General features: G+C 67.7%; 16 protein-coding genes. 8 read left to right on the top strand and 8 right to left on the bottom strand.

The window, feature by feature from the left end:
* Window positions 1-179 precede the first annotated feature (179 nt).
* Entirely contained in the window at window positions 180-1622 is a 1443-nt protein-coding gene (locus ACTJJK_RS10050; RefSeq protein WP_440730115.1) for a hypothetical protein, read from the top strand.
* An 80-nt stretch (window positions 1623-1702) separates the two neighbouring features.
* Here the strand turns inward: ACTJJK_RS10050 and ACTJJK_RS10045 are convergent, their stop codons facing one another.
* Window positions 1703-3169, bottom strand: coding sequence for a TIGR04222 domain-containing membrane protein (locus ACTJJK_RS10045; RefSeq protein WP_440730114.1), 1467 nt, complete (start codon window positions 3167-3169; stop codon window positions 1703-1705).
* 1033 nt (window positions 3170-4202) lie between these two features.
* Here ACTJJK_RS10045 and ACTJJK_RS10040 point away from each other — a divergent pair.
* Window positions 4203-4514 (top strand): DUF2782 domain-containing protein, encoded by a 312-nt coding sequence (locus tag ACTJJK_RS10040; RefSeq protein WP_440730113.1) that lies wholly within the window; start codon window positions 4203-4205, stop codon window positions 4512-4514.
* A gap of 13 nt (window positions 4515-4527) precedes the next feature.
* On the opposite strand, the gene ACTJJK_RS10035 is transcribed toward ACTJJK_RS10040, so the two are convergent.
* Together ACTJJK_RS10035 and ACTJJK_RS10030 are read right to left on the bottom strand one after the other, a co-directional pair.
* Complete coding sequence (locus ACTJJK_RS10035; protein WP_408953481.1) at window positions 4528-5340, bottom strand: isocitrate lyase/PEP mutase family protein; 813 nt, start codon at window positions 5338-5340, stop codon at window positions 4528-4530.
* Window positions 5341-5445: 105 nt separating this feature from the next.
* Window positions 5446-6360 carry a M28 family metallopeptidase gene (locus ACTJJK_RS10030; RefSeq protein WP_440730112.1) on the bottom strand — a complete coding sequence of 305 codons (915 nt, stop codon included), beginning with the start codon at window positions 6358-6360 and terminating at the stop codon, window positions 5446-5448.
* A 139-nt stretch (window positions 6361-6499) separates the two neighbouring features.
* Between ACTJJK_RS10030 and ACTJJK_RS10025 the strand changes: the two genes are divergently transcribed.
* Window positions 6500-7147: a response regulator gene (locus tag ACTJJK_RS10025; RefSeq protein WP_031371689.1), complete on the top strand. Its 648-nt coding sequence runs from the start codon at window positions 6500-6502 to the stop codon at window positions 7145-7147.
* 293 nt (window positions 7148-7440) lie between these two features.
* Here the strand turns inward: ACTJJK_RS10025 and ACTJJK_RS10020 are convergent, their stop codons facing one another.
* Window positions 7441-10854, bottom strand: coding sequence for an Rne/Rng family ribonuclease (locus ACTJJK_RS10020; RefSeq protein ID WP_440730111.1), 3414 nt, complete (start codon window positions 10852-10854; stop codon window positions 7441-7443).
* A 501-nt stretch (window positions 10855-11355) separates the two neighbouring features.
* Between ACTJJK_RS10020 and ACTJJK_RS10015 the strand changes: the two genes are divergently transcribed.
* The gene (locus ACTJJK_RS10015) at window positions 11356-12312 is read left to right on the top strand and encodes an RluA family pseudouridine synthase (protein ID WP_031371688.1); all 957 of its coding nucleotides are present in this window, start codon (window positions 11356-11358) and stop codon (window positions 12310-12312) included.
* A 153-nt stretch (window positions 12313-12465) separates the two neighbouring features.
* On the opposite strand, the gene ACTJJK_RS10010 is transcribed toward ACTJJK_RS10015, so the two are convergent.
* Window positions 12466-12882 (bottom strand): energy transducer TonB, encoded by a 417-nt coding sequence (locus tag ACTJJK_RS10010; RefSeq protein WP_440730110.1) that lies wholly within the window; start codon window positions 12880-12882, stop codon window positions 12466-12468.
* A 7-nt stretch (window positions 12883-12889) separates the two neighbouring features.
* Window positions 12890-13231 carry a 4a-hydroxytetrahydrobiopterin dehydratase gene (locus ACTJJK_RS10005; protein ID WP_057917746.1) on the bottom strand — a complete coding sequence of 114 codons (342 nt, stop codon included), beginning with the start codon at window positions 13229-13231 and terminating at the stop codon, window positions 12890-12892.
* Between the two features lie 144 nt (window positions 13232-13375).
* Here ACTJJK_RS10005 and ACTJJK_RS10000 point away from each other — a divergent pair, with 144 nt between their 5' ends.
* Together ACTJJK_RS10000 and ACTJJK_RS09995 are read left to right on the top strand one after the other, a co-directional pair.
* Window positions 13376-13972, top strand: a complete 597-nt coding sequence (locus ACTJJK_RS10000; protein WP_440730109.1) for an NfuA family Fe-S biogenesis protein — start codon at window positions 13376-13378, stop codon at window positions 13970-13972.
* Window positions 13973-13991: 19 nt separating this feature from the next.
* Complete coding sequence (locus ACTJJK_RS09995) at window positions 13992-15719, top strand: hypothetical protein (protein WP_440730108.1); 1728 nt, start codon at window positions 13992-13994, stop codon at window positions 15717-15719.
* A gap of 182 nt (window positions 15720-15901) precedes the next feature.
* On the opposite strand, the gene ACTJJK_RS09990 is transcribed toward ACTJJK_RS09995, so the two are convergent.
* Together ACTJJK_RS09990 and ACTJJK_RS09985 are read right to left on the bottom strand one after the other, a co-directional pair.
* The gene (locus ACTJJK_RS09990; protein ID WP_031371683.1) at window positions 15902-16357 is read right to left on the bottom strand and encodes a c-type cytochrome; all 456 of its coding nucleotides are present in this window, start codon (window positions 16355-16357) and stop codon (window positions 15902-15904) included.
* 8 nt (window positions 16358-16365) lie between these two features.
* Window positions 16366-16764, bottom strand: a complete 399-nt coding sequence (locus tag ACTJJK_RS09985; protein ID WP_440730138.1) for a c-type cytochrome — start codon at window positions 16762-16764, stop codon at window positions 16366-16368.
* Between the two features lie 340 nt (window positions 16765-17104).
* On the opposite strand from ACTJJK_RS09985, the gene ACTJJK_RS09980 reads away from it, so the two are divergent.
* Window positions 17105-18253: an efflux RND transporter periplasmic adaptor subunit gene (locus ACTJJK_RS09980; protein WP_440730107.1), complete on the top strand. Its 1149-nt coding sequence runs from the start codon at window positions 17105-17107 to the stop codon at window positions 18251-18253.
* A gap of 68 nt (window positions 18254-18321) precedes the next feature.
* A complete protein-coding gene (locus tag ACTJJK_RS09975; RefSeq protein WP_440730137.1) occupies window positions 18322-21819 on the top strand; it encodes an efflux RND transporter permease subunit in 3498 nt (1165 codons plus the stop codon).

The raw sequence follows: 21819 nt of genomic DNA, 5'->3' as shown, positions 1-21819 counted from the left end.
GCGGCCGGAGCCTATCCGGCCGTGCGCCGTCGCGGCCGGCTGAGCCATGCGCTGCGATCCGTCGGGCCTCGGCTGTGTGGCCGAGCACGGCGATGCCGCGGTCGCCGTCCAGCACACGCAGCCTCTCCGGATGCTTCCGGAGTCGGCGCTCTCCGTTTCGTAACGACCAAGGATCATCGATGCTCCGCACAGCGAATCCCCCATCGCCCCGACGCCGCCGCCTCAGCGGCGCGTTGATCGCCATCGTCGCCGGCTTGTTCGCGGCCGGCTCCGTGTTTTCCGTCAGCGCTGCCGACCCGACCGCGAACGTATTCGTCGATTTCACCGCGCATGGCCAACCCACGTCCGAGTACTCGCTCGGCGGCACGATTTCGACCTATTCCGACGGCGGCACCAACCTGATCAAGGGCAGCAACCGCACGCTGTGGACGCAGTACCTGCGCGACCTGGGGCCGCTGGTCTGGCGCGTGCCGCTGTTCCATCACAACGGCCAGGTCGGCTCGTCGGCCGGCAACATCCACGGCGGCAACGAAGGCGAAGCCTATGTCCGCGGGATCAAGGGCATCGGCGGCATCCCGATGATCGCCATCGGCGGCACGACCGGCGACAACGACATTCGCGCGACCGATGCAGCGGCGCTGGTGCGTTACTTCAACGACAACGGCGGCCAGCGCGGCGGCCCGGTAGTCGACTACATCATCGGCAACGAGCCCGACAACGGCTTCGGCGTCGGCAACTACATCGCCGGCGGCAACGGCAGCGACGGCTTCCACAACATCGCGGTGGCGATGCGCCAGGCCAGTGCGCAACCGTTATCGCTGGCCGGGCCGTCGCTGGTGACCTGGGCCGACTACAAATACGGCGATTTCCGCCAGTTCTTCGCCAGCAGCCACGCCGATACCGACGTGGTCGATTTCCACAAGTACGGCGACGGCCAGCCGCTGGGCAACCTGGGCGCGACCTCGCAGTACGGCGACGCGATCGCCTGGTTGCGCAACGAAATCGACCTGAGCTTCGGCGACCGCGCCAATGGCATCGCCATCCAGGTCGGCGAGTTCAACTACCACACGCGCTACGATGAGCAGTGGCGTAATTCGTTCTACACCTCGCGCAACGTCGTCCACACCGCTTCGGTGATCGGCCACGTGCTGCGTGCTGGCGGCAGCGCTTATCAGTACTCCGACAACAACGGCCCGCTGGGATTGATCAGCGACGGCACCGACCTCAACGATCAGCCCGGCGGCCGTCATGTGCGTTTGCCGGCGTATTGGGGCGTGTCGGCCTGGAGCGGCGGCGCCTGGTCGCGGCGCTACGGCCAGCGCATGGTCGCGGCGACGACGGCGGTGCCGGACCTGGAAGTGTTCGCCACCGACAACGCCAAGAAGATCGTCCTGATCAACAAGTCCGAGACCACCGATCGCCAGGCCGTGCTCGCCCTGACCGGCAAGAGCAGCGGCACCTACACGGCATGGCGATACGGTCGCGGCATGGACCCGGCCAACTTCACCAGCGGCGCGCAGTTCCTGCCGCCGGTGAAGATCGCCACGGCGAGAGCGTTCTCGCAGGGGCGGGTGGTGGTGTCGGTGCCGTGGATGAGCGTGGTCGTGATCAACGTGGATTGAGGCATCGGGCCGCGGCGTTCGTCCTTGCGGGCGAGCGCCGTGGCTGCAGGTCTCAATACGGATCATCGCGAAGCGGTCGATCAACTTCCGCCGCAGCCACCGCAGCCGCCGCAGCCGCCGCCGCAACCTCCGCCTCCGCCGCCGTCGCCACCTCCTCCATCGCCGGCACCTCCGCTGCCGTCGTTGTTGAACGAGGAGGGCGTACGGATCTGTTGATAGTCGGAGAACGGGGTGCCGATCAGGACCGCCGTGCCGGCCAGCGCGACCGTGGCGGCCGGATCGCTGCCGTCTGCGCGTCGTTGCCGGTCGGCTTTGTACAGTTCCCAGTCGCCGGCCCAGGTGCGGGGCCGCTCCTGGGTCGATAGCGCGCGAAACAGCGCGATGAGCACGGACAGGACGGTCAGGGCGATCAGGAACCCGACCGGGCGTTCCAGTTGCAGACCGATCATGATCTTGCGCAGGCCCAGAGCGGCGACCGCGGCCAGGGGCAGGGCCGACAGCAAGGTCGCCCAGGCTTGCTGCCGCGGGCTCATCAGCCAGCCCTTGCGGTGCAAGTGTTCGTCCTGCGATCGATGACGTTCGCGCAGCGCCAACAGGATTCGGGAGAGGGTCTGTTTCTCGGCGACTACTTCCAGAGCGTCGCGCAGCACCGGCGACAGCGTTTCGAGCTGCTCGGGCGGCAGGCGCGGGCGCAACCACACGCGGTCGTTTTCGTAGGCTTCGCGCGCCTTCTTGCGGTCGTACTCCAGGCTGACCGCGTCGCGCGCGAGCAGGTCGACCACGATCGCGTCGGCGACCCGATCGCTGCCGCCGGACAGATAGGCCAGCTCCCAACGGTCGGCCTCGTGACTCCGCCCCGGGCCCTTCGGCCCGCGCATGCCTTGCCGCAGCCAGGAGCCGGCGATCAGCGCGGCGACCATCAGGACGACGAACCAGGCCAGGAACAAACCGCCGGTCCAATGCAGCGGATTGCTCTCGTTGGCGATCAACGCGAACAGCGCATAGGTGCCGGCGACGGCGACGATGCCGAACCGCATCGGCCGCCACGGTGCGCGCGGCTCAGCGAGCGCGACGGTGGCCGCCACCGACGGCGGGCGTGGTGCGCGCGGTTCCGGCCAGAACCGGTTCGGCGGCAGGCCGAAAAAGCGCCGGTAGCTGTCGATGGTGTCGGCGTACTGGCGTTGGTGTTTCAGCTCTTCGCCGCTGCCGCCGCGCGAAGGCACGTGGTGTAGGTCGTACTGCAGCACTTCGGTGCGGAAGCGCTCGTAGCGCCGGGTGTCGACGATATGCGTGTGCCAGACCTCATCGACGAGCTGACTCGGAGTAACCGCATGGGCGACGGTGACGGCGAGAAAACAGAAACGGCGGTATTCGTCGAGCGCCGCTCGCGCTTCGCTGAGAGCGAGCAGGGAAGTCGTGGCGACGCGGGTCAGGAACTCGTTGGAATCGTCGTCGTCGAATCGGTAATCGCACAGGCGTTGCCACAAGGCGCGCTGCGCGTCGGTCCATCCGGCGGTGTCCGCCGTCGCTCGGTTCGGATCGTTCATGATCGTCCCTCGGTAGTCCATCCATTGAACTGCCTGCCTGTCGACCGGGGCGGCGCATGCGTTGGTGGACGCGCCGATCCGGCTTACGGCACAAGCTACGGCAGGCGCGGATGCGGCGAAATAGCCCGTTGCGGCTAGTCGGCGAGCTGCATCCCGCCGGGCGAGAAGTGCCTGTTTAGGTCTCGCGGCGTAACGCTCAAGCAAGATCACGATCAAGATCAAACGCTTAGAGCTGCCTTCGCTGAAGCGGCGGGTTACTTTCTTTTGTCATAAGCAACAAAAGTCCGTGTGGATTCCCTTCGGTCAAAGGTAACCAAAGAAGTTGCTTTTCTTTGGGTCAGGGGCCCGCAAGAGCGGTGCCTCCGCGGGGCTCTGCATACGGGACATCCCTGTCCCGATGAAAAACGGCCGACATCCATGCGGGCCGCCCTCCGGGTCTTCGATGGCTTTCGCGAGTGCGGGGCCGCGCACAGCAACAGCAATCCTGCAGCGACGGCGCTTCAAAGGGTAGGAGCTGCGTTGCAGAGGGATTTCCTGCGATCACAAGTCGCGAGCACGCAGTCACGATCGCCCGCGCCGGCAGCCGTGGATTCGCAGTCGCGGCTTGCGCCGCTCCTACCCTTAGAGCACGGCAGCTGTTGCCGCTGCCTTGAAGCTTGGCGCAGTTTCGGACTTGCGATGCCACTGTAGACCTGGAGGGCGCCGCACAGGACGTGCGGCGTTTTTCGATAAGACAAGGATGTCTTATCGAAAAATCCCGGCGCGAACATCGTACTCGCAGGGGAGCTTCGTCAAGGAAAAGCACTTTTCTTTGGTGACTTTCTTTTGGGGCTTTGGCCAAAAGAAAGTTACCCGCCGCTTTAGTGGAGGAAGCTCTAGGCGTTTGATCCTGATCTTTATCTTGTTTAAGCGATACGTTGCGAGACTGTTGCAGCCCGGTCGCGGCTTGCGCCGCTCCTGCCCGGAAACCGTACCCTTGCAGCGGGGGACCGCGGCCCGGGTATAGTCCGGTGCGAATCGCAAGGAGACTGCCATGCGGTATGCCGTGCTGTTATCGACCGTGGCCGCGCTGGCGGCCTGCGCCAGCCTGTCGGACCCGACCGCGGATCTGGTCGATCCGCAGGTGCGCGTGCGTTATGCCGGCGACGACGTGATTCGCGAATACCGAGAGCCCGGCCGGCCGGGGCGCATCGTCAAGATCACGCCGGCGAACGGCCTGCCGTTCTATCTGTTCGACGATGACGACGATGAGCGCATCGACCGGCACCTCGGCGATATTCCGCCGAAGTACCAGGATGCGCTGAGGTTCAAGGTCCGCTTCGAGGATTACGGACTGATGCGCTGAGCGGCGCCGCCGCTCAGCGGTCGACGAACAAGGCGTTGAGTTGCGAGTAAGCCATGACGTCGGCGCCGAGCGGTCGCGAGTCGCCGTCGCTCAGGAACCCGCTGGCCAGCGCGCTGGTTCGCGCGAATACCGACTGGGAAATGTCCGAGCCCGCGCTCAGGCGGCGCACGCCCCAGCGTTCCAGTTCGGCCGCGGGCGGCAAGGCCGGGCGAGCGAGCAAGTTCAAGGGCAGGCCGGCATCGGCGGCGATCGCGCGCACTTGCGCTTCCTCGGTCAGGCCGGGCACGAACAGGCCGTCGGCGCCGGCGGCGCGATAGCGTGCGGCGCGCGCCAGGGTCTCCTCGACGCGGCGCTCCGGCGGCGCCAGGCCGCGCAGGTACACGTCGGTGCGGGTGTTGACGAACAGCGCCACGCCGAGGCGTGCGCTGGCGCGCTTGATGTGTTCGATCTTCGCGCACAGCAGCTCGGGATCGCCGCCGCCGTCTTCGAGGTTGATACCGACCGCGCCGACGTCGATCAGGCCGGCCACGGTTTCGGCGACCGCGGCCGGATCGTCGGAATAGCCGCCTTCGACATCGACGGTGAGCGGCACGCGGATGACGCGGACGATGTCGGCGACGGTGGCGACCAGGCGCCGCACCGGCAGCAGGTCGCCGTCGGGATAACCGTGCGACCAGGCCACGCCGGCGCTGGTGGTGGCGACCGCCTTGGCGCCGAGGCTTTCGATCAGGCGCGCAGTGCCGGCGTCCCAGGCATTGGCGAGCAGCAGCAGGCCGTCGCGGTGCAGGCTGTGGAAGTGATCGGCCTGTTGGGCTTGTGCGCTCATGCGAAAGACTCCGAAAGAAAAAAGGCGAGAAGAGAGAGGCGAGGGCGTAAGAATCTCACGCCGCGGGCCCGCGGACTCGCTGTTTTCGGCTATTGACGTGATCGGTCAATTTTGAGCCGCATCCCACTGGCGGATCGCCCGTTCGACCGCGTCGACGCCGCGCGCGGTGGCGGCCGCGTCGATCTGCTCGACGGTGTCGTTGCTGCTGTGGATGACTTTGATGACCTTGGCCTGGGTCGGGGTTTTCTCGCCCTTGAAGAACGACAGGATCAACGGCACTTCTTCGTTGCCGATCAGCGAATACGACACCGCCGGCCAGCCGGCCTTGATGAAGGGCAAGTGGTCGCTCGGCGGATATTCGCGGCCGGCGGACAACTGCAGACCGGAGGCTTTCACCGCATCGCGGCTGGCGCCGACCAGGGCGCTGTCGGCATCGGGCGTCATCATCCACAAGGTGTCGCCCCAGCCGAATACGTCGAAATTGACGTACAGCGCGGGCTTTTCGCTGCCCTGGGCGATGTAGGCGCTGGAACCGAGCAGGCCGGCTTCTTCCAGGTCCCAGAACGCCACCGCGACGCGATGGTGGGCGAGCGGCTTGTGCTTGAAGCGTTCGGCTAGGGCCAGCACGGTGGCGCTGCCGGAAGCGTTGTCGGTCGCGCCGTGGCCTTCCTCGACCTGGTCGAAATGCGCGCCGAACAGCAGCAACGGCGCCGCGGCGGCGCCGGAGACTTCGGCGATCAGGTTCTGCCCCTGTCGCTTCTTCGCGGTTTCGAAGGCGACCGCTTTCCACTTCAGGCCCAGGCCATCCAGGCGCTTTTCGATCGGCGCGCGGCGGTTGCCGGCGCCGGCCTGCGACAGGCTGCGGACATCGCCGAGCCACGAGCCGGTCGTGGCGGCGGGCGCGCTTGCGGGCGTGCCGGCAACGGCAGCGGCTTCGCGTGCGCTCGCGGCGGCCATCGAAAGCGACAACAGGGATGTGACGACGGTTGTGACGATCGGCGAGAGTTTCTGAGAACGCATTGGGTCTTCTCGAGAGAGCGTTGGAGGGCCGGATGTGAAGCGCATTGTGCCCACTTTCACATTATGAATGCCTTGCACCGCACCATGCCGGCGCGTAGCCTCGTTGGCGTTGCAGGCCTGGGTCGTAGGGGAAGGGACAATGACTATCCGTGTATTCATCGTTGACGACCATGCGTTGGTCCGCACGGGCATGCGCATGATCCTGTCGGCGGAGACGGATATCGAAGTGCTCGGCGACGTCGAGAGCGGCGAAGAGGCCATGCCGCTGATCCGCAAGCTCAAGCCCGACGTGGTGCTGTGCGATCTGCACCTGCCCGGCGTGAGCGGGCTGGAAGTGACCGAGCGCATCGTCAAGGGCGACCACGGCACGCGCGTGATCATCGTATCGGTGCTGGAAGACGGGCCGATGCCGAAGCGTCTGCTCGAAGTCGGCGCATCCGGTTATGTCGGCAAGGGCGGCGATGCCAGCGAACTGCTGCGCGCCATCCGCGATGTCGCCCGCGGCAAGCGCTATCTGGCCAGCAACATCGCCCAGCATCTGGCGTTGTCGAACATCGACGGCGGCAATTCGCCGTTCGACGAGCTGTCGCCGCGCGAGTTGGAGATCGCCTTGCTGCTGGTCCAGGGTTTCCGCCAGGAAGAAATCGCCAAGCGCCTCAGCCTCAGCGCGAAGACGGTCAACACCCACAAGACCCGCTTGTTCGAGAAGCTGGCCATCACCGACAGCATCGCGCTGGCCCGCCTGGCCGCGCAGTACGGACTCGCCGATCCCGCGCATTCGCTGTAATGCGGTTGCGCCGGCGCTGAGTTCGCGTCGGCGTCGCTCCGGCGCGCGCGGCCCCGGTTGAAGCGGTCCGCCGCTGCATGAATGCACTGTCGCTCCGGCTCGAACGAGCCCGCTTGCCCATGCCGTCGATTCACAACCCAGGCCGGTGATGTCCCGGGGCGCTGACCGGTGCGTGTCGGCGACTGCGAACTAGCGGCGCCGCCAATGCGACGCGCAAAAAGAAACCGGCCGCATCAGCGGCCGGTTTCTTGGTGGTTACCTACCGGATTACGGCCCGGCTGGAGCGTCGTCGGTCAGGCGCGACGCTCGTCGTCGGACGACCCGTCGGTGGCATCCTGCTCGCCTTCGACGGCGGCAGTGGCCGCGTCGGTGCGGGCCGGTTCGACCGGATGGGGCAGGGCATCGAACAGGCCGGCGGTGCGCGGCGTCGTTGCCGGCGCTGCGTTGCCGGCGTCGGCCTGGGCCGGTTCGACCGGAGCAGTTTCGACTGAGGCAGTTTCGACCGGAGCAGCTTCGACCGAAGCGGCTTCAGCGGCAGCGGTGTCGGCGGCCTTCGGTTCGACCGAGCCGGTCGCAGCGGAGGCCGCAACGGCCGGTTCGACCTGTGCCGGCAGGGCCACCGGCTCGATCACGGTCGGTTCGACCGGGGTCTGCTCGATCACGGCCTGTTCGACCACGGTGTCCTCGACGCGGGTCTCTTCGACCAGGGCCGAAGTCGGCTCGACGACCGGTTCGACATCCTCGTTGCGCGGCGTTGCAGCCTGCAGGGCGGGCTGCGCCTGTTCGATCGCCGCGACGGCGCTCTGCGCAGGCGTGACGATTTCGGCAGGCGCCTCAACCGCTTCCTCGGGCAGGCGGGTGATGACCGGCATCGCCGCTTCCAGCACGGGCTCGGCGACATGCTCGTTCACGACCGGCTCGGCGGCGACATAGGCGTTGCGCGAGGGCTCGACCCGGACCGACTCGATCTGCGGCTGCGCGGACGACGGCTCGCTGGCGGCGGGCTCGCCGACCGCAGGCTGGGCTTCGTGGCCGAGGTTCGCGAACGAGGCCTTCGGCTCGGCCGCCGTTTCCGGGGCCGGGCTGAACACGCGGCTGGCGGCGACGGCGGCAACCGCTGCGGGTGCAGCGACTGCGGCAGCGGCGGGCGCGGTGGATTGGGCGCGCGGCGCCGGTGCGCTGCCTTCGTCGTCGAAGTCGAACTCGGGCTGCGAACGGTTCGCCGCGGCCGGGGCCGCTGCGGGTTCGCCGCCGATCTCGTCTTCGTCGTCGAATGCGTTCTCGTCCTGGCCCTGACCTTCGCCACCGGCAGCGGCTTCACCGTTGCCACGACGACGGCGACGGCCACCGCGGCGGCCACGACGGCGACGGCCGCCGCCTTCGCCTGCGGCTTCGTCGGTGTCGCGCGGCTCGCTGCCGGCATTGTCGGCGGCGACGGCTGCGACAGCGGCTTCGGTCTTCAGTGCGGTCTCGTCGCTGACGCTCGGCACGGCCGGCACGGCGATGGGAGCGCCGGCGCTGGCCGATGCGGCGGCTACGGCGGCCGGCACGATCGCCGCGGCGCTGACGGCTTCAGCCGGAGCCGGGGCGTCCTGGCGCGGCGGCCTGGGTTCGCGCGGCGGACGCGGGGTCCCGCCGGCGGCCTGGGCGGCGCGCTCGTCGTTCTGCGGCTTGGGCGGCTTGGGCTGTTGCGCCTGCTGCGGTTGCTGCGGCTTGGGCTGCTGCTGCGCTTGCGGCTGCTTCTGCTTGGGCGGCTGCTGGGCGGCCTGCGGCTGGGCGTTCTGCGCCGGCTTGTCGCGACGCTGCTCGTCGCGACGCGGTTCGTCGCGGCGCTGCTGCTCGTCGCGGCGACCGCCGTCGCGTCCGCCCTTGCCGGCGTTGTTGCGGTTCTCGCCACGGCGCTGGCCGTTGCGGTCGTTGCGGCCGCGGCCTTCCGAACTGCGCGCGGCCGGTTCGGCCGGGGCCGGAGCGGGCTGCGAGGGGCCACGGAAGATGCGCAGGATGCGCTCGACCAGACCGACCGAATGGGTCGGCGCGGCGACCGGCGCCGGAGCCGGGGCGGGAGCCGCGGCCACGGCGGGCTCGCGCGGTTCGCGCAGCGGCGCCGGTTGCAGCGGCTTGACGTTGGTGACGATCGGCGCATCCGGAATGTTCAGATGGGCCTTGGTCAGCGCATGCAGCGGCAGCTTGCGCTGGGTGCCGCGCTGGTAGCTGGGCTTGGACGACTCTTCGCCGATCTCGTTTTCGCGCACACGGGTGACTTCGTAATGCGGGGTCTCGAGCTGCTCGTCGGCGACGATCACGATCGGCGCGCCGTGGCGCTGTTCGATCTCGGTCAGCGCCCGGCGCTTCTCGTTGAGCAGGTAATTGGCGATCTCGGTCGGGGCCTGCACCAGCACCTGTCCGGTGTTCTCCTTCATCGCATGCTCTTCGGCGATGCGCAGGATCGACAGCGACATCGACTCGACGCTGCGCATGCGGCCGTGGCCGTCGCAACGCGGGCAGACCAGCTGGCTGGACTCGCCGAGCGAGGGGCGCAGGCGCTGGCGGCTCAGTTCGAGCAGGCCGAAGCGCGAGATGCGGCCGATCTGAACGCGGGCGCGATCCTGCTTGAGGGCGTTCTGCAGGCGGTTCTCGACGTCGCGCTGATGGCGGTTGGAGGCCATGTCGATGAAGTCGATGACCACCAGGCCGCCGAGGTCGCGCAGGCGCATCTGGCGCGCGACTTCCTCAGCCGCTTCCAGGTTGGTGTTGAACGCGGTTTCCTCGATGTCGCCGCCCTTGGTCGCGCGCGCCGAGTTGACGTCGATCGCGGTCAGGGCTTCGGTCTGGTCGATCACCAGGGCGCCGCCGGAGGGCAGGCGGACGGTGCGCTCGTAGGCGTTCTCGATCTGCGACTCGATCTGGAAGCGGTTGAACAGCGGGGTGTCGTCGGCGTACTTCTTCAGCTTGCGCAGGTTGTGCGGCATGACCTGCTCGACGAACTCGCGCGCTTCGGCGTACATCTCGTCGGTATCGACCAGGATCTCGCCGATGTCCGGACGCATGTAATCGCGCAGGGCGCGGATGATCAGGCGCGATTCCTGGTAGATCAGGAACGGGGCCTGCTTGCTCAGGGCGGCGTCGGTGACGGCCTTCCAGACGCTGACCAGGTAATCCAGGTCCCACTGCAGTTCTTCGGCATCGCGGCCGACGCCGGCGGTGCGGATGATCACCCCCATGTCGTCGGGGATGGTCAGCTTGTCCATCGCGTCCTTGAGCGCGGCGCGGTCCTCGCCTTCGATCCGGCGCGAGACGCCGCCGGCGGTCGGGGAGTTGGGCATCAGCACCATGTAGCGGCCGGCCAGGGAGATGAAGCTGGTCAGGGCGGCGCCCTTGTTGCCGCGCTCTTCCTTGTCGACCTGGACGACGATTTCCTGGCCTTCGCGCAACAGCTCGCGCAAGCCGGCCTTGTTATGGTCGACCCCGGGCTGGAAATAGTCGCGGGAGATTTCCTTCAGCGGCAGGAAGCCGTGGCGGTCGGCGCCGTAGTCGACGAACGCCGCTTCCAGCGAAGGTTCGAGCCGAGTGATGCGGCCCTTGTAAATGTTGGACTTCTTCTGTTCCTTCGACGGCTGTTCGATATCGATGTCGTACAGGGATTGGCCGTCGACGATGGCGACGCGCAGTTCTTCCGCCTGCGTCGCATTGATCAGCATGCGCTTCATTGTTGCGTTCCTCGCGCGCTCTACCGCGCGGAACGCCATGGCGTTTCGCTATCTGGGAACTGAGACTTCGCCGTCGCGATCGTCGGCCGCAGCGAATGCGGGCCGCCCGCGCGCCGGCGAGGTCTCCACTACCAGCGCTACATCACCACGGCACGCCGCGGGAGCGCTTCTTACCTACTCGGTTCTTTCGGGGCCGGCGACGCGAACGTCGCTCGGGGCGGGCGGCGACGCGTCAAGCCGGCTCTCAACGAGCCTCAGGCTTGGGCGCCGCACGGGTGTTCATCTCGACGGTTTGACCCATCGGGCGCTGGCCGGTTCCGCCGGTCCGTCGCTGCTAACATGGCTACCCCGTGGGCAGTGGTTAGACGCGGACCGGAATCGCGGGAGGGGCTTTCGGCCCCGTACCGAACCGCACGCTTGTCAGGCGACGCGGTCGGGTACAACTCCCAGCGAAATCAAAACCTTATCTCGCGTCGCGAGTGTAACAGATAACGCTTCGGGATGACCCAGACAGCAAACTCCGGTAACACCGGCGCACGGACGGTGCGTGTACCCGAAGATCGTGAAGGTCAACGGCTCGACAATTTCCTCCTGGGCCAACTCAAAGGTGCGCCCAGGTCCTTGATCTACAAGCTCGTGCGCTCCGGCCAGGTGCGCGTGAACGGCGGCCGCGCCAAGGCCGAGCGCAAGCTCGAGGCCGGCGACGAGGTGCGCATTCCACCGGTTCGTCTCAGCGAACAGGGCGACAAGCCGACCCCGCCGAAGGGGTTCATGGACGCCCTCGACGCGGCGATCGTGTTCGAGGACGCGCGCCTGCTCGCCCTGAACAAGCCCTCGGGGGTCGCCAGCCACGGCGGCAGCGGGATCAGTTTCGGCGCCATCGAGACCCTGCGCGCGCTGCGCCCGGGCCAGACCCTGGAGCTGGTGCACCGGCTCGACCGCGACACCTCCGGGCTGCTGATCGTGGCCAAGAAGCGTTCGGCGCTGACCGAGATGCAGGCCTTGATGCGCGAAGAGGGCGGGATCGCCAAGCGCTATCTGGCGCTGCTGACCGGGCGCATGCCCGAGGGCGTGATGAGCGTGGACGCGGCCCTGCACATCGGCCTGCGCCAGGGCGGCGAGCGCCATGTCCAGGTGCACCGCGACGGCAAGCCGTCGCTGAGCCACTTCAAAGTGCTGGAGCGGCGCGGCGGGCAATCGTATTGCGAGGTGCGGATCGAAACCGGCCGCACCCACCAGATCCGCGTGCATGCCCAGCACATCGGCCATCCGGTCGCCGGCGACGACAAGTACGGCGAAGTCGAGGCCAACAAGCGCCTGCGCGAGCAGGCCGGTCTCAAGCGCCTGTTCCTGCACGCCTCGACCCTGGAGTTCGCCCTCGACGGCGGCCGCGAGCCGTATCTGCTCAACGCGCCGCTGGCTCCGGAGCTGGTCGAAGTGCTGGATCGCCTGGGCTGAGCCGAAGTCCCCGCGCAGTCGCTGCCTGCGGGGAGCGGCCCGGCGGATCAGGCTTCGGTACCAGGCGCTCCGGCCTGATGCGATTGCTCCGAACGGACAACGCCGGCTCAGGCCGGCGTTGTCGTCTGACTGGATTTACTGCGCGCAGTGGCCTCAGCCGCAATGCTCCGGGCGTGTCGTCGGCGAGTGGAAGGTCACCGGGACCTGGATGTCGGTCGACACCGGCTTGCCGTTGCGGGTCGCGGCCTCGAAGCGCCAACGCTGCACGCCCTTGATCGCGGCCTGGTCCAGCGCCGGCGTGCGGCTGCTTTCGAGCACGTCGACTTTCTTCGGCTTGCCGTCCGGGCCGACGCTGAGCTGCAGCACGACCTTGCCGCCGATCTGGTCGCAACCGATCTCCTGCGGGTAATCCGGCGGCGGCGTGTCGACCGCGCGCAGCGGCGTGGATGGAATGATCGGCGCATCCGCGGCGCGTTCGCCGCAGCCGGCGGCGACCAGGGCGAGCAGGGCGGCGCCGAGCATCGGGAGCAGACGCGGCGAGAGGCGGGAGTTGCTGCGGATTGGGTTCATGGCGGGATCAACCGGTCAGAGCGTCGGCCTTGGCCGCGCAGATGAAGTCGTTCTCGCTCAGGCCACCGACGTCGTGGGTCGAATACCGCACCACACAACGGTCGTAATGGACGCCGAGATCGGGATGATGGTCTTCGCGATTGGCCATGAAGGCCAAGGCGTTCACGAAAGCCATCGTTCGATAATAGTCGTCGAAACGGAAGGTCCGGGTGAGGGCATGGCCGTCTTCGGCGAGCTCCCAGCCCGGCACCTCGGGCAGCAGCTCGCGGATGCGGGCTTCGCTGAGCTTGTGTTCGATGCCCCGGCGCACGATGCAATGGGCCTGGGACAGGGGGATGAGATCGTTCATGCTGCGGACTCCTGGGCGGCCCGGCGATGGCGCCGCGGCATAGCTTCTGCGCGGCGACCGCCTTCCATGAACGGAATCGTATCGCCGACGGTCGTAGGATGCATACGCGGCTTCACGCCGTGCTGACCCCGCTAGAATAGCCCGATGATCAATATTTCCGAATCCGCGCAAAACCACTTCCGCAAGCTCATCGAGCGCGAGGCCCTGCCGGGGCTCGGAGTGCGGCTGTCGGCGGTGCATCCGGGTACGCCGCGCGCCGACGTGCGCCTGGAGTTCGCCGAACCGGCCGATCTGACCGGCGACGAATGGGCGGTGGATTGCGAGGGCTTCACCCTGTGGCTGCGCGCCGACAGCGTGCAGTACCTGGACGGCGCGGAGATCGATTACGAGGTCAAGGCCACCGGCGGCCAGCTGCAGATCCGCGCGCCCAAGATCAAGGGCGAGGCGCCGACCGATTCGGCCTCGCTGGTCGAGCGGGTGCGCTGGGTGGTCGAGCACGAGGTCAACCCGCAGCTCGCCCAGCACCGCGGCCATGTCTCGGTGCAGGAAGTGACCGCCGACGGCGTGGTCGTGCTGCGCTTCGGCGGCGGCTGCCACGGTTGCGGCATGGCCGACGTGACCCTCAAGCAGGGCATCGAAACCACCTTGATGACCAAGGTGCCGGGCGTGACCGCGGTACGCGATGCCACCGATCACGAGACCGGTGACGCGCCGTACATCCCCCGAGACACCGCCGCCTGATTCCGGCGCGGCGCAGCCTATGCCCACCGCCGCCTCCGTCATCGAAGCACTGCAACGCCGGTTGCGGCTTTCCATGCGGCGCGATTCGCCCCCGCCGGGCGAATTCCCGGCGGGCTGGCAAAGCTGGCTGGAGTCGTTGCAGGAACGCAGCGGTGCGGTGACCGGCGCGACTTCGGACGCACTGGTCGCGGTGATCGCGCAGCGGCCCTTGGCGCAACCGCCGCCGCGCGCGGCCATGCTCAACCGTTGGCAGGCCTTCGCGACCCTGTGGCGTCAGCAATGGCAACCGCCGGAGCGCGAGGAGCGCTGGCTGCGCTGGATCGCCGGCGCGTTCTCGCTGGTCTGGCACATCTTCGTCGCCGGCCTGCTGATCTGGCTGATGTATCTGCAGTTCTTCGCCACCCGGCCGCCGCCGGAAGGCGAGAACGTCACCATGATCGAATACATCGGCGAGGGCACGCCGAAGGAACCCGGCGGCGGCTCGCAGCAGCCGAGCGACCAGCCGCAGGCCGAGACCCCGCAGGCGCAGCAGCCCACCCAGCAACAGCCCACCCAGCAACAGCCGGCCCCGGCCGAGCCTTCGCCGCCGCAATTGGCGGCGGATGCGCCCTTGCCGACCCCGGAACTGCAGGCGACCTTGCCCGAGGTGCCGCAGCGCGACGTGCCCGAACCGCAACTGCCGGCGCCGACCGTCGAGCAACCGGTGATGGTCAGCAAGGAAGTGCCGGATTCGCCGCAGATCTTCGTGTTGCCGCCGACGCGTCGCCGCCTCGACGACACCCCGCGCGTGCCGCAACTCGAAGCCAAGACCCAGCCGGTGCCGTCGCTCGACGTGCCGGCGCCGGTGCAGCCGATCGCGCGCGAATTGCCGCAGCGCGAGATCGCCGCGCCGAGCATCGCGGTGCAGCCGCGCGAAGTGAGCGTGCGCGACGTGCCTGCGCCGCTGTCGCGGATGCCGGTGCGCGAGTTGCCGACGCCATCGATCGCGGCGCCGCAGCTGCCCTCGACCGCGCCGCAGGTGCGCATCGCCGACATCCCCACGCCGTCCGCGGCGGCCTCGACCGCATCCTCGCCGAGCAGCGCGCCGGCTACGGCGCCGTTTCCGGCCTCGGCTTCGACCATCACCAGCGCGCCGGCCAGTGCGTCCAGTTCCAAGCCTGCCGCTTCGAGTTCGGCCCCGGCCGCGAGTTCGAGCCCGCCGGCGGCGACCGCCGGCGCCGGCCCGAAACCGACGCCCGCGCCCGGGACCTGGTCGTCGCCGAAGCGCGGCGACGATTGGGGCGATTCCACCCGCAACCAGCCCGGCGGTCAGCGCGGCGACACGCCGGGCCTGTACAACAGCGACGGCAGCGTGCGTCTGGCCGATGCGCCGGGCTCGGCTTCGCCGGGCAAACCGCCGGGCACGATCACCGCCGAGATCAAGGACCTCGACCGCGCCGGCACCTGGTTGCGGCGCAAGCCCACCGATTACGAGCCGACCGCGCTCGACAAGTACTGGCGCCCGAACGAGACCCTGCTGGCCGAGTGGGTCCGGCGCAGCGTGCAGACGGTGATGATTCCGATCCCGGGCAGCAAGGGCAAAAGCATCCAGTGTTCGGTCGCCCTGCTGATGCTCGGCGGCAGTTGCGGCATCAACGACCCGAACCTCAACGAACAACCGGCCACCGCGCGCCCGCCGCCGGATATCCCGTTCAAGCCGCATCTGCAGGAAGACAACGGCAGCGTGCGGCCGCCGCCGGGCGGGTGAAGGCGGTCGCTGGATTGGATGCCTGGTTCCAGAGGGCTGGACTGCGCTAGTTGTCGCGGTAGCGCAGTTCGCCAGGGCTCGGGCAGCAGCGGCTCTTTCGCAAATGCCGCCGCAAACGAAAACGGCCCGCTGATGCGGGCCGTTTGTTTCTGATCGACTGCGCGGCGAGGCCGCGCGACGGCTCAGTGGATGCCGTGCAGGTCGCGCAGTTGGCTTTTCTGGCGCGAACCGAAGTAGGCGGAGAGATCGGCGATCTGCTGATCGTTCAGATCCTTGGCCTGGCTCGACATCAGCGGGTGCTCGCGGTCGCCGTCGCGGTACATCTGCAGCGAGTGCGCGATGTAATCGTGGTACTGGCCGGCGAGCTTCGGGTAGGTCGGGTCGATCGGCGCATTGCCTTCGGCGCCGTGGCAGTCGACGCAGGACTGGCCGGTGGCCTTGCCCTTGACGCTGGCGAGCTTCTCGCCCGCGGCGACGTTGCCGGCCGGCAGGCCCGCCGACGACGAAGTGTGGCCGGCGTCGCGGTCGGCCGAAGAATGGCCGGCCGGGACTTCACCGCCCTGCGAGCAGGCGGCGAGGGTCAGGACCGAGAACAGGGCGATGGCGAGGCCGCTCTTGAAGAAGCTGGAGTTCGTCATGGGGCGGCTCACTTGGCGCTGGAAAGGAAGGCGGCGATATCGGCGATGTCCTGGTCAGAGAAGCTCTGAGCCTGGGCCTGCATCGTCGGGTGCTTGCGCGTGCCTTTCTTGTATTCGGTCAGCGCATTCGTCAGGTATTCCGGCGACTGCCCGACGATCTTGGGAACGTGATAGTTCGGGTACGCGTTCTTGTAGCCGGTGACGCCGTGGCAGCCCTGGCAGGTATAGGTCAGTTGGCGGCCGGTCTCGGCACTGCCCTTGATGGCCGGCGCGGCGGCCGGAGTGGCCGAGGGCGCCGGAATGGCGGCGGCGGCGGTGGGGGCCGGCGCCTTGGCGGGTTCCTCGGCGTGCGCCGTCATGGCGGCCAGGGTCAGGGCAAAGCAGGCGGCGATCATCAGCGGTCGCATCATGTCTAGTCCGCAATCTCGAATGGCTAGCGAAAGGTGGTGGCTGGCTGTGCAGGGCCGGAGCCGCGCATAAGTCGGCGAGTATAGCCGGCCATGCGACTGCAACGAAGTCGTCCTTGAGCGCATCCATACTCGGCGGGTGGCGCTGGCGCGCCGCCCGAGGCCGCCGCAGGCGCGCGATCGGCATCGCTCGCGCTAACCGTGCCTCAGAATAAATGCATGGCTCCAGTCACCATTACCTTCGGCGGATGGTGGTTTTCAGGGCCGGTGATATACCTATATACAACACCGGCATACGACCGGTAACCGACGAAAAAACTAGAGCTTGGGGTCGTCTCGAATGCGTCAACTCACCAATATCCGCAAGAGCGGTCCGGCAATGGGCGGCACGGTGGCAGTCGCCGCCCTGGCCCTGGCCTGTGTGCTCGGCCTGTCGGCCTGCAAGGGCGGCGCCGGCGCTGCGGAAGCGCAGGCCAAGGAAGCCAAGGACAAAGCATCGGAAGCGGTTCCGGTCGAGGTCGCCCAGGCGACGCGGCGCGCGATCGCGGCCAGCTACACCGGTACTGCGCCGCTGGAGGCGCGGGCCGAATCGCAGGTGGTGGCCAAGACCTCGGGCGTGGCGCTCGCGGTGATGGTCGAGGAAGGCCAGCACGTGCAGGCCGGCCAGATCCTGGTCCGGCTCGACTCGGCGCGCGCCGAGCTGCAGGCCGCCCAGACCAACGCCACCATGCGCAAGCTCGAGGCCAACTACGCCCGCTCCAAGCAACTGGCCGAACAGCGTCTGCTCAGCGCCAACGATAACGACCAACTGCGCTACGACCTGGAGAACGCCCGCGCCGCCAATCGCATGGCGAACCTGGAGCTGTCCTACGCCAAGGTCGAAGCGCCGATCTCGGGCATCGTCGCCTCGCGTTCGATCAAGACCGGCAACTTCGTCCAGATCAACTCGCCGATCATCCGCATCGTCGACACCTCGCGCCTGGAGGCCACGCTCAACGTGCCCGAGCGCGAGCTGGCCACGCTGAAAGCGGGCTTGCCGGTACAGATGCAGGTCGATGCCATGCCCGGCAAGGTCTTCACCGGCACGGTCGACCGCGTCGCCCCGGTGGTCGATTCCGGCAGCGGCACGTTCCGGGTGATCTGCGCCTTCGAAGGCGGCGGCACGCTGCAGCCGGGCATGTTCGGCCGCCTGCGCATCGATTACGACAACCGTGCCGATGCGCTGGTGGTGCCGCGCGCGGCGCTGCTCGACGACGAGGGCGACCCGGCGGTGTTCGTGGTGCGCGGCAAGAAGGTCTCGCGCGTCCCGGTCAAGCTGGGCTATCTCGACGGCGCCTGGGCCGAGGTCCGCGACGGCCTCAAGCTCGGCGACCAGGTCGTGGTCGCGGGCAAGACGGCGTTGCGCGAAGGGACCGAGGTGCAGTTGATCAATACGGCCCAGCCCAAGGCCGTCGCCAGCGCCGCCACCGGCCCCGCTACCAAGCAGTAAGCCGGCGCGGCCGCAGCCCGACGCGACCGCTGCGGTCGCGTCGTTCGCAACCTTTATGAACGTGGGGACTGACTGTGGCTCAGCCTTCGGACACGACGTCCTTTAACTTGGTGGAGTTTTCCACCCGCCGCCGCGTCACCGTGGCGATGGTGACGATCACTTTCCTGCTGTTCGGCCTGATTGCGCTGAACAGCCTCAAGGTCAACCTGCTGCCGGATCTGAGTTATCCGACCTTGACCGTGCGCACCGAGTACACCGGCGCGGCGCCGACCGAAATCGAAACCCTGATCTCCGAACCGCTGGAAGAGGCGGTCGGCGTGGTCAAGGGCTTGCGCAAGCTCAAGTCGGTCTCGCGCACCGGCCAGAGCGACGTCGTGCTCGAGTTCGCCTGGGGCACCGACATGGACCAGGCCAGCCTGGAGGTGCGCGACAAGATGGAAATCGTGCAGTTGCCGCTGGAAGCCAAGAAGCCGGTGCTGCTGCGTTTCAATCCCTCGACCGAGCCGATCCTGCGCATCGCGCTGTCCAATAAGAATGGCGCCAAGGCCGGCGACAGCGAGGCGATCCGTCAGCTGACGGCACTGCGCCGCTACGCCGACGACGACCTGAAGAAAAAGCTCGAACCGGTCGACGGTGTCGCCGCGGTCAAGGTCGGCGGCGGTCTCGAGGACGAAATCCAGGTCGATATCGACCAGCAGAAAATTTCCCAGCTCAACTTGCCGATCGACACCGTCATCCAGCGCCTGAAGCAGGAAAACATCAACATTTCCGGCGGACGCCTGGAAGAGGGCGCGCAGCGCTATCTGGTGCGCACCGTCAACGAATTCGCCAGCGTGCCGGAAATCCGCGAGATGCTGGTGACCACGCAGAAGGCCGGCGGCAATGCCGCGGCCGACGCCGCCGCGGAAATGGCGCGCGTGGCCGCCGCTTCCGGTTCGGCCGACGCGATGGCAGCGGCGGCTTCGGTGCAGAGCGCGTCCTCGGGCGAGCAGAGCACCGCGGCCGGCGGCAAGCCGGTGCGTCTGAAGGACATCGCCGAGGTCCGCCAGAGCTTCAAGGAGCGCGAGGCGATCATCCGCCTGGGAGGCACCGAAGCGGTCGAACTGGCGATCTACAAGGAAGGCGACGCCAACACCGTCGCCACCGCCGACGCGATCCAGGAACGCCTGAAGCAGATCAAGGAGCAGATTCCGCCGGACGTGGAACTGACCACGATCGACGACCAGTCGCAGTTCATCCGCCACGCCATCGCCGACGTCAAGAAAGATGCGGTGATCGGCGGTTTCCTGGCGGTCTTGATCATCTTTCTGTTCCTGCGCGACGGCTGGAGCACCTTCGTGATCGGCCTGTCGCTGCCGGTCTCGATCATCGCGACGTTCTTCTTCATGGATCGCCTGGGGCTGAGCCTCAACGTGATGTCGCTGGGCGGCCTGGCGTTGGCCACCGGCCTGGTGGTGGACGATTCGATCGTCGTATTGGAGAGCATCGCCAAGGCGCGCGAACGCGGGCTCGGCATTCTCGAAGCGGCCGTCACCGGTACCCGCGAGGTCAGCATGGCGGTGGTCGCCTCGACCCTGACCACGATCGCGGTGTTCCTGCCGCTGGTGTTCGTCGAAGGCATCGCCGGCCAGTTGTTCCGCGACCAGGCCTTGACCGTGGCTTTGGCGATCGGCATCTCGTTGATCGTATCGATGACCCTGATCCCGATGCTGAGTGCATTGCGTGGCCGGCCGACGCTAGGCTTCCAGGAAGAAGCGCCGCATCCGCGCTGGCAGCCGCGCAACCGGTTGCTGAAGGTGCTGGCGTGGCCGCCTTATGCGATCGCTACGGCGGTGCGCGGGACCTTCTTCGGCATCGCCTGGGCGGTGACGCGCGTTTGGCGCGTCCTCGGTGCGGTGGTCGGGCCGGTCATGGGCAAGGCCAGCGATCTGGCGATGGCGCCTTACGAGCGCGCCGAACGCGGCTATCTGAAGCTGTTGCCGGCGGCGATGGGCCATCGGGTGCTGGTGCTCGGCCTGGCCGGCGCGGCCTTCGTGGCGACTCTGGCGGCGGTGCCGCTGCTCGGCGCCGACCTGATTCCGCAGTTGGCCCAGGACCGCTTCGACATGACCGTCAAGCTGCCGCCGGGCACGCCCTTGCGCGAGACCGACCGGCTGGTGCGCGAAATCCAGGAGAAGCACGCCAAGGACCCGGGTATCCACGCCTGGTTCGGCGTCAGCGGCAGCGGTACGCGCCTGGACGCCAACCCGACCGAGAGCGGCGAGAACATCGGCAAGATCACCGTGGTGATGGCCGACGGCGGCAGCAAGGAGATCGAAGCCGAAGAAACCGAGCGCCTGCGCCGCACCATGCAGGGCCATCCCGGCGCGCAGGTCGACTTCGCACGGCCGCAGCTCTTCAGCTTCTCCACGCCGCTGGAAATCGAGTTGCGCGGCCAGGACCTGGAAACCATTCAGCGCGCCGGCCAGCACATGGCCAAGTTGTTGCGCGGCAGCCCGCATTTCGCCGACGTTAAATCTACGGTCGAACAGGGCTTCCCGGAGATCCAGATCCGTTTCGACCAGGACCGCGCCGGCGCGTTCGGCCTGGCCACCCGCGATATCGCCGACGTGGTGGTGAAGAAAGTGCGCGGCGACATCGCCACGCGCTACAGCTTCCGCGACCGCAAGATCGACGTGCTGGTGCGTGCCCGCGAGTCCGACCGCGCCTCGATCGATAGCATCCGGCGCCTGATCGTCAATCCCGGTAGCAACCGCCCGGTGACCCTGGAGTCGGTGGCCGACGTCGTCGCCACCAGCGGTCCCAGCGAGATCCACCGTGCCGATCAGGTGCGCGTGGCGATCGTGTCCTCGAACCTGCGCGATATCGACCTCGGCGGCGCCATTGCCGAAGTACAGAAGCTGGTCCGCGAGCAACCGCTGAGCGCGGAAGTGCGCATGCACATCGGCGGCCAGGGCGAGGAACTGCAGCAGTCGATCAACTCGCTGTTGTTCGCGTTCGGTCTGGCGATCTTCCTGGTGTATCTGGTCATGGCGTCGCAGTTCGAGTCGCTGCTGCATCCGTTCGTGATCTTGTTCACCATCCCGCTGGCCCTGGTCGGCGCCGTGCTGGCGCTGCTGCTGACCCGTTCGGCGGTGTCGGTGGTGGTGTTCATCGGCTTGATCCTGCTGGTCGGCCTGGTGGTGAAGAACGCGATCATCCTGATCGACAAGGTCAACCAGTTGCGCGAGCACGGCATGCCCAAGCGCGAGGCCCTGATCGAGGGCGCGCGCTCGCGACTGCGCCCCATCATCATGACCACCCTGTGCACCTTGTTCGGCTTCCTGCCGCTGGCGATCGCCACCGGCGAAGGCGCCGAAGTGCGCTCGCCGATGGCGATCACGGTGATCGGCGGCCTGCTGGTATCGACCCTGTTGACCCTGGTGGTGATCCCGGTGGTCTACGACCTGCTCGACCGCCGCGGCGACGAGTATTACCGCAACCGCGTGCGCAAGGCCGAGCGCGAAGCCAGAGTGGCCGCCGACAAGATCGGCCACGACAACGATCCGCTGGCCGAGGCGCACTGA

It is taken from the genome of Lysobacter sp. 22409, assembly GCF_052045105.1.
Taxonomy (GTDB): domain Bacteria; phylum Pseudomonadota; class Gammaproteobacteria; order Xanthomonadales; family Xanthomonadaceae; genus Lysobacter; species Lysobacter antibioticus_B.
Note: the sequence above shows the minus strand (reverse complement) of the source record. Positions and strands in the feature narration are given on the sequence as shown.

Excerpts from the sequence above, each read along its gene's own strand:
- ACTJJK_RS10045 (WP_440730114.1), bottom strand. The coding sequence starts at position 3,169 with ATGAACGATCCGAACCGAGCGACGGCGGACACCGCCGGATGGACCGAC.
- ACTJJK_RS10005 (WP_057917746.1), bottom strand. The coding sequence starts at position 13,231 with ATGAACGATCTCATCCCCCTGTCCCAGGCCCATTGCATCGTGCGCCGG.
- ACTJJK_RS10020 (WP_440730111.1), bottom strand. The coding sequence starts at position 10,854 with ATGAAGCGCATGCTGATCAATGCGACGCAGGCGGAAGAACTGCGCGTC.
- ACTJJK_RS10030 (WP_440730112.1), bottom strand. The coding sequence starts at position 6,360 with ATGCGTTCTCAGAAACTCTCGCCGATCGTCACAACCGTCGTCACATCC.
- ACTJJK_RS09990 (WP_031371683.1), bottom strand. The coding sequence starts at position 16,357 with ATGACGAACTCCAGCTTCTTCAAGAGCGGCCTCGCCATCGCCCTGTTC.
- ACTJJK_RS09995 (WP_440730108.1), top strand. The coding sequence starts at position 13,992 with ATGCCCACCGCCGCCTCCGTCATCGAAGCACTGCAACGCCGGTTGCGG.
- ACTJJK_RS09980 (WP_440730107.1), top strand. The coding sequence starts at position 17,105 with ATGCGTCAACTCACCAATATCCGCAAGAGCGGTCCGGCAATGGGCGGC.
- ACTJJK_RS10025 (WP_031371689.1), top strand. The coding sequence starts at position 6,500 with ATGACTATCCGTGTATTCATCGTTGACGACCATGCGTTGGTCCGCACG.
- ACTJJK_RS10040 (WP_440730113.1), top strand. The coding sequence starts at position 4,203 with ATGCGGTATGCCGTGCTGTTATCGACCGTGGCCGCGCTGGCGGCCTGC.
- ACTJJK_RS10050 (WP_440730115.1), top strand. The coding sequence starts at position 180 with ATGCTCCGCACAGCGAATCCCCCATCGCCCCGACGCCGCCGCCTCAGC.
- ACTJJK_RS09985 (WP_440730138.1), bottom strand. The coding sequence starts at position 16,764 with ATGCGACCGCTGATGATCGCCGCCTGCTTTGCCCTGACCCTGGCCGCC.
- ACTJJK_RS10010 (WP_440730110.1), bottom strand. The coding sequence starts at position 12,882 with ATGAACCCAATCCGCAGCAACTCCCGCCTCTCGCCGCGTCTGCTCCCG.
- ACTJJK_RS10000 (WP_440730109.1), top strand. The coding sequence starts at position 13,376 with ATGATCAATATTTCCGAATCCGCGCAAAACCACTTCCGCAAGCTCATC.
- ACTJJK_RS10035 (WP_408953481.1), bottom strand. The coding sequence starts at position 5,340 with ATGAGCGCACAAGCCCAACAGGCCGATCACTTCCACAGCCTGCACCGC.
- ACTJJK_RS10015 (WP_031371688.1), top strand. The coding sequence starts at position 11,356 with ATGACCCAGACAGCAAACTCCGGTAACACCGGCGCACGGACGGTGCGT.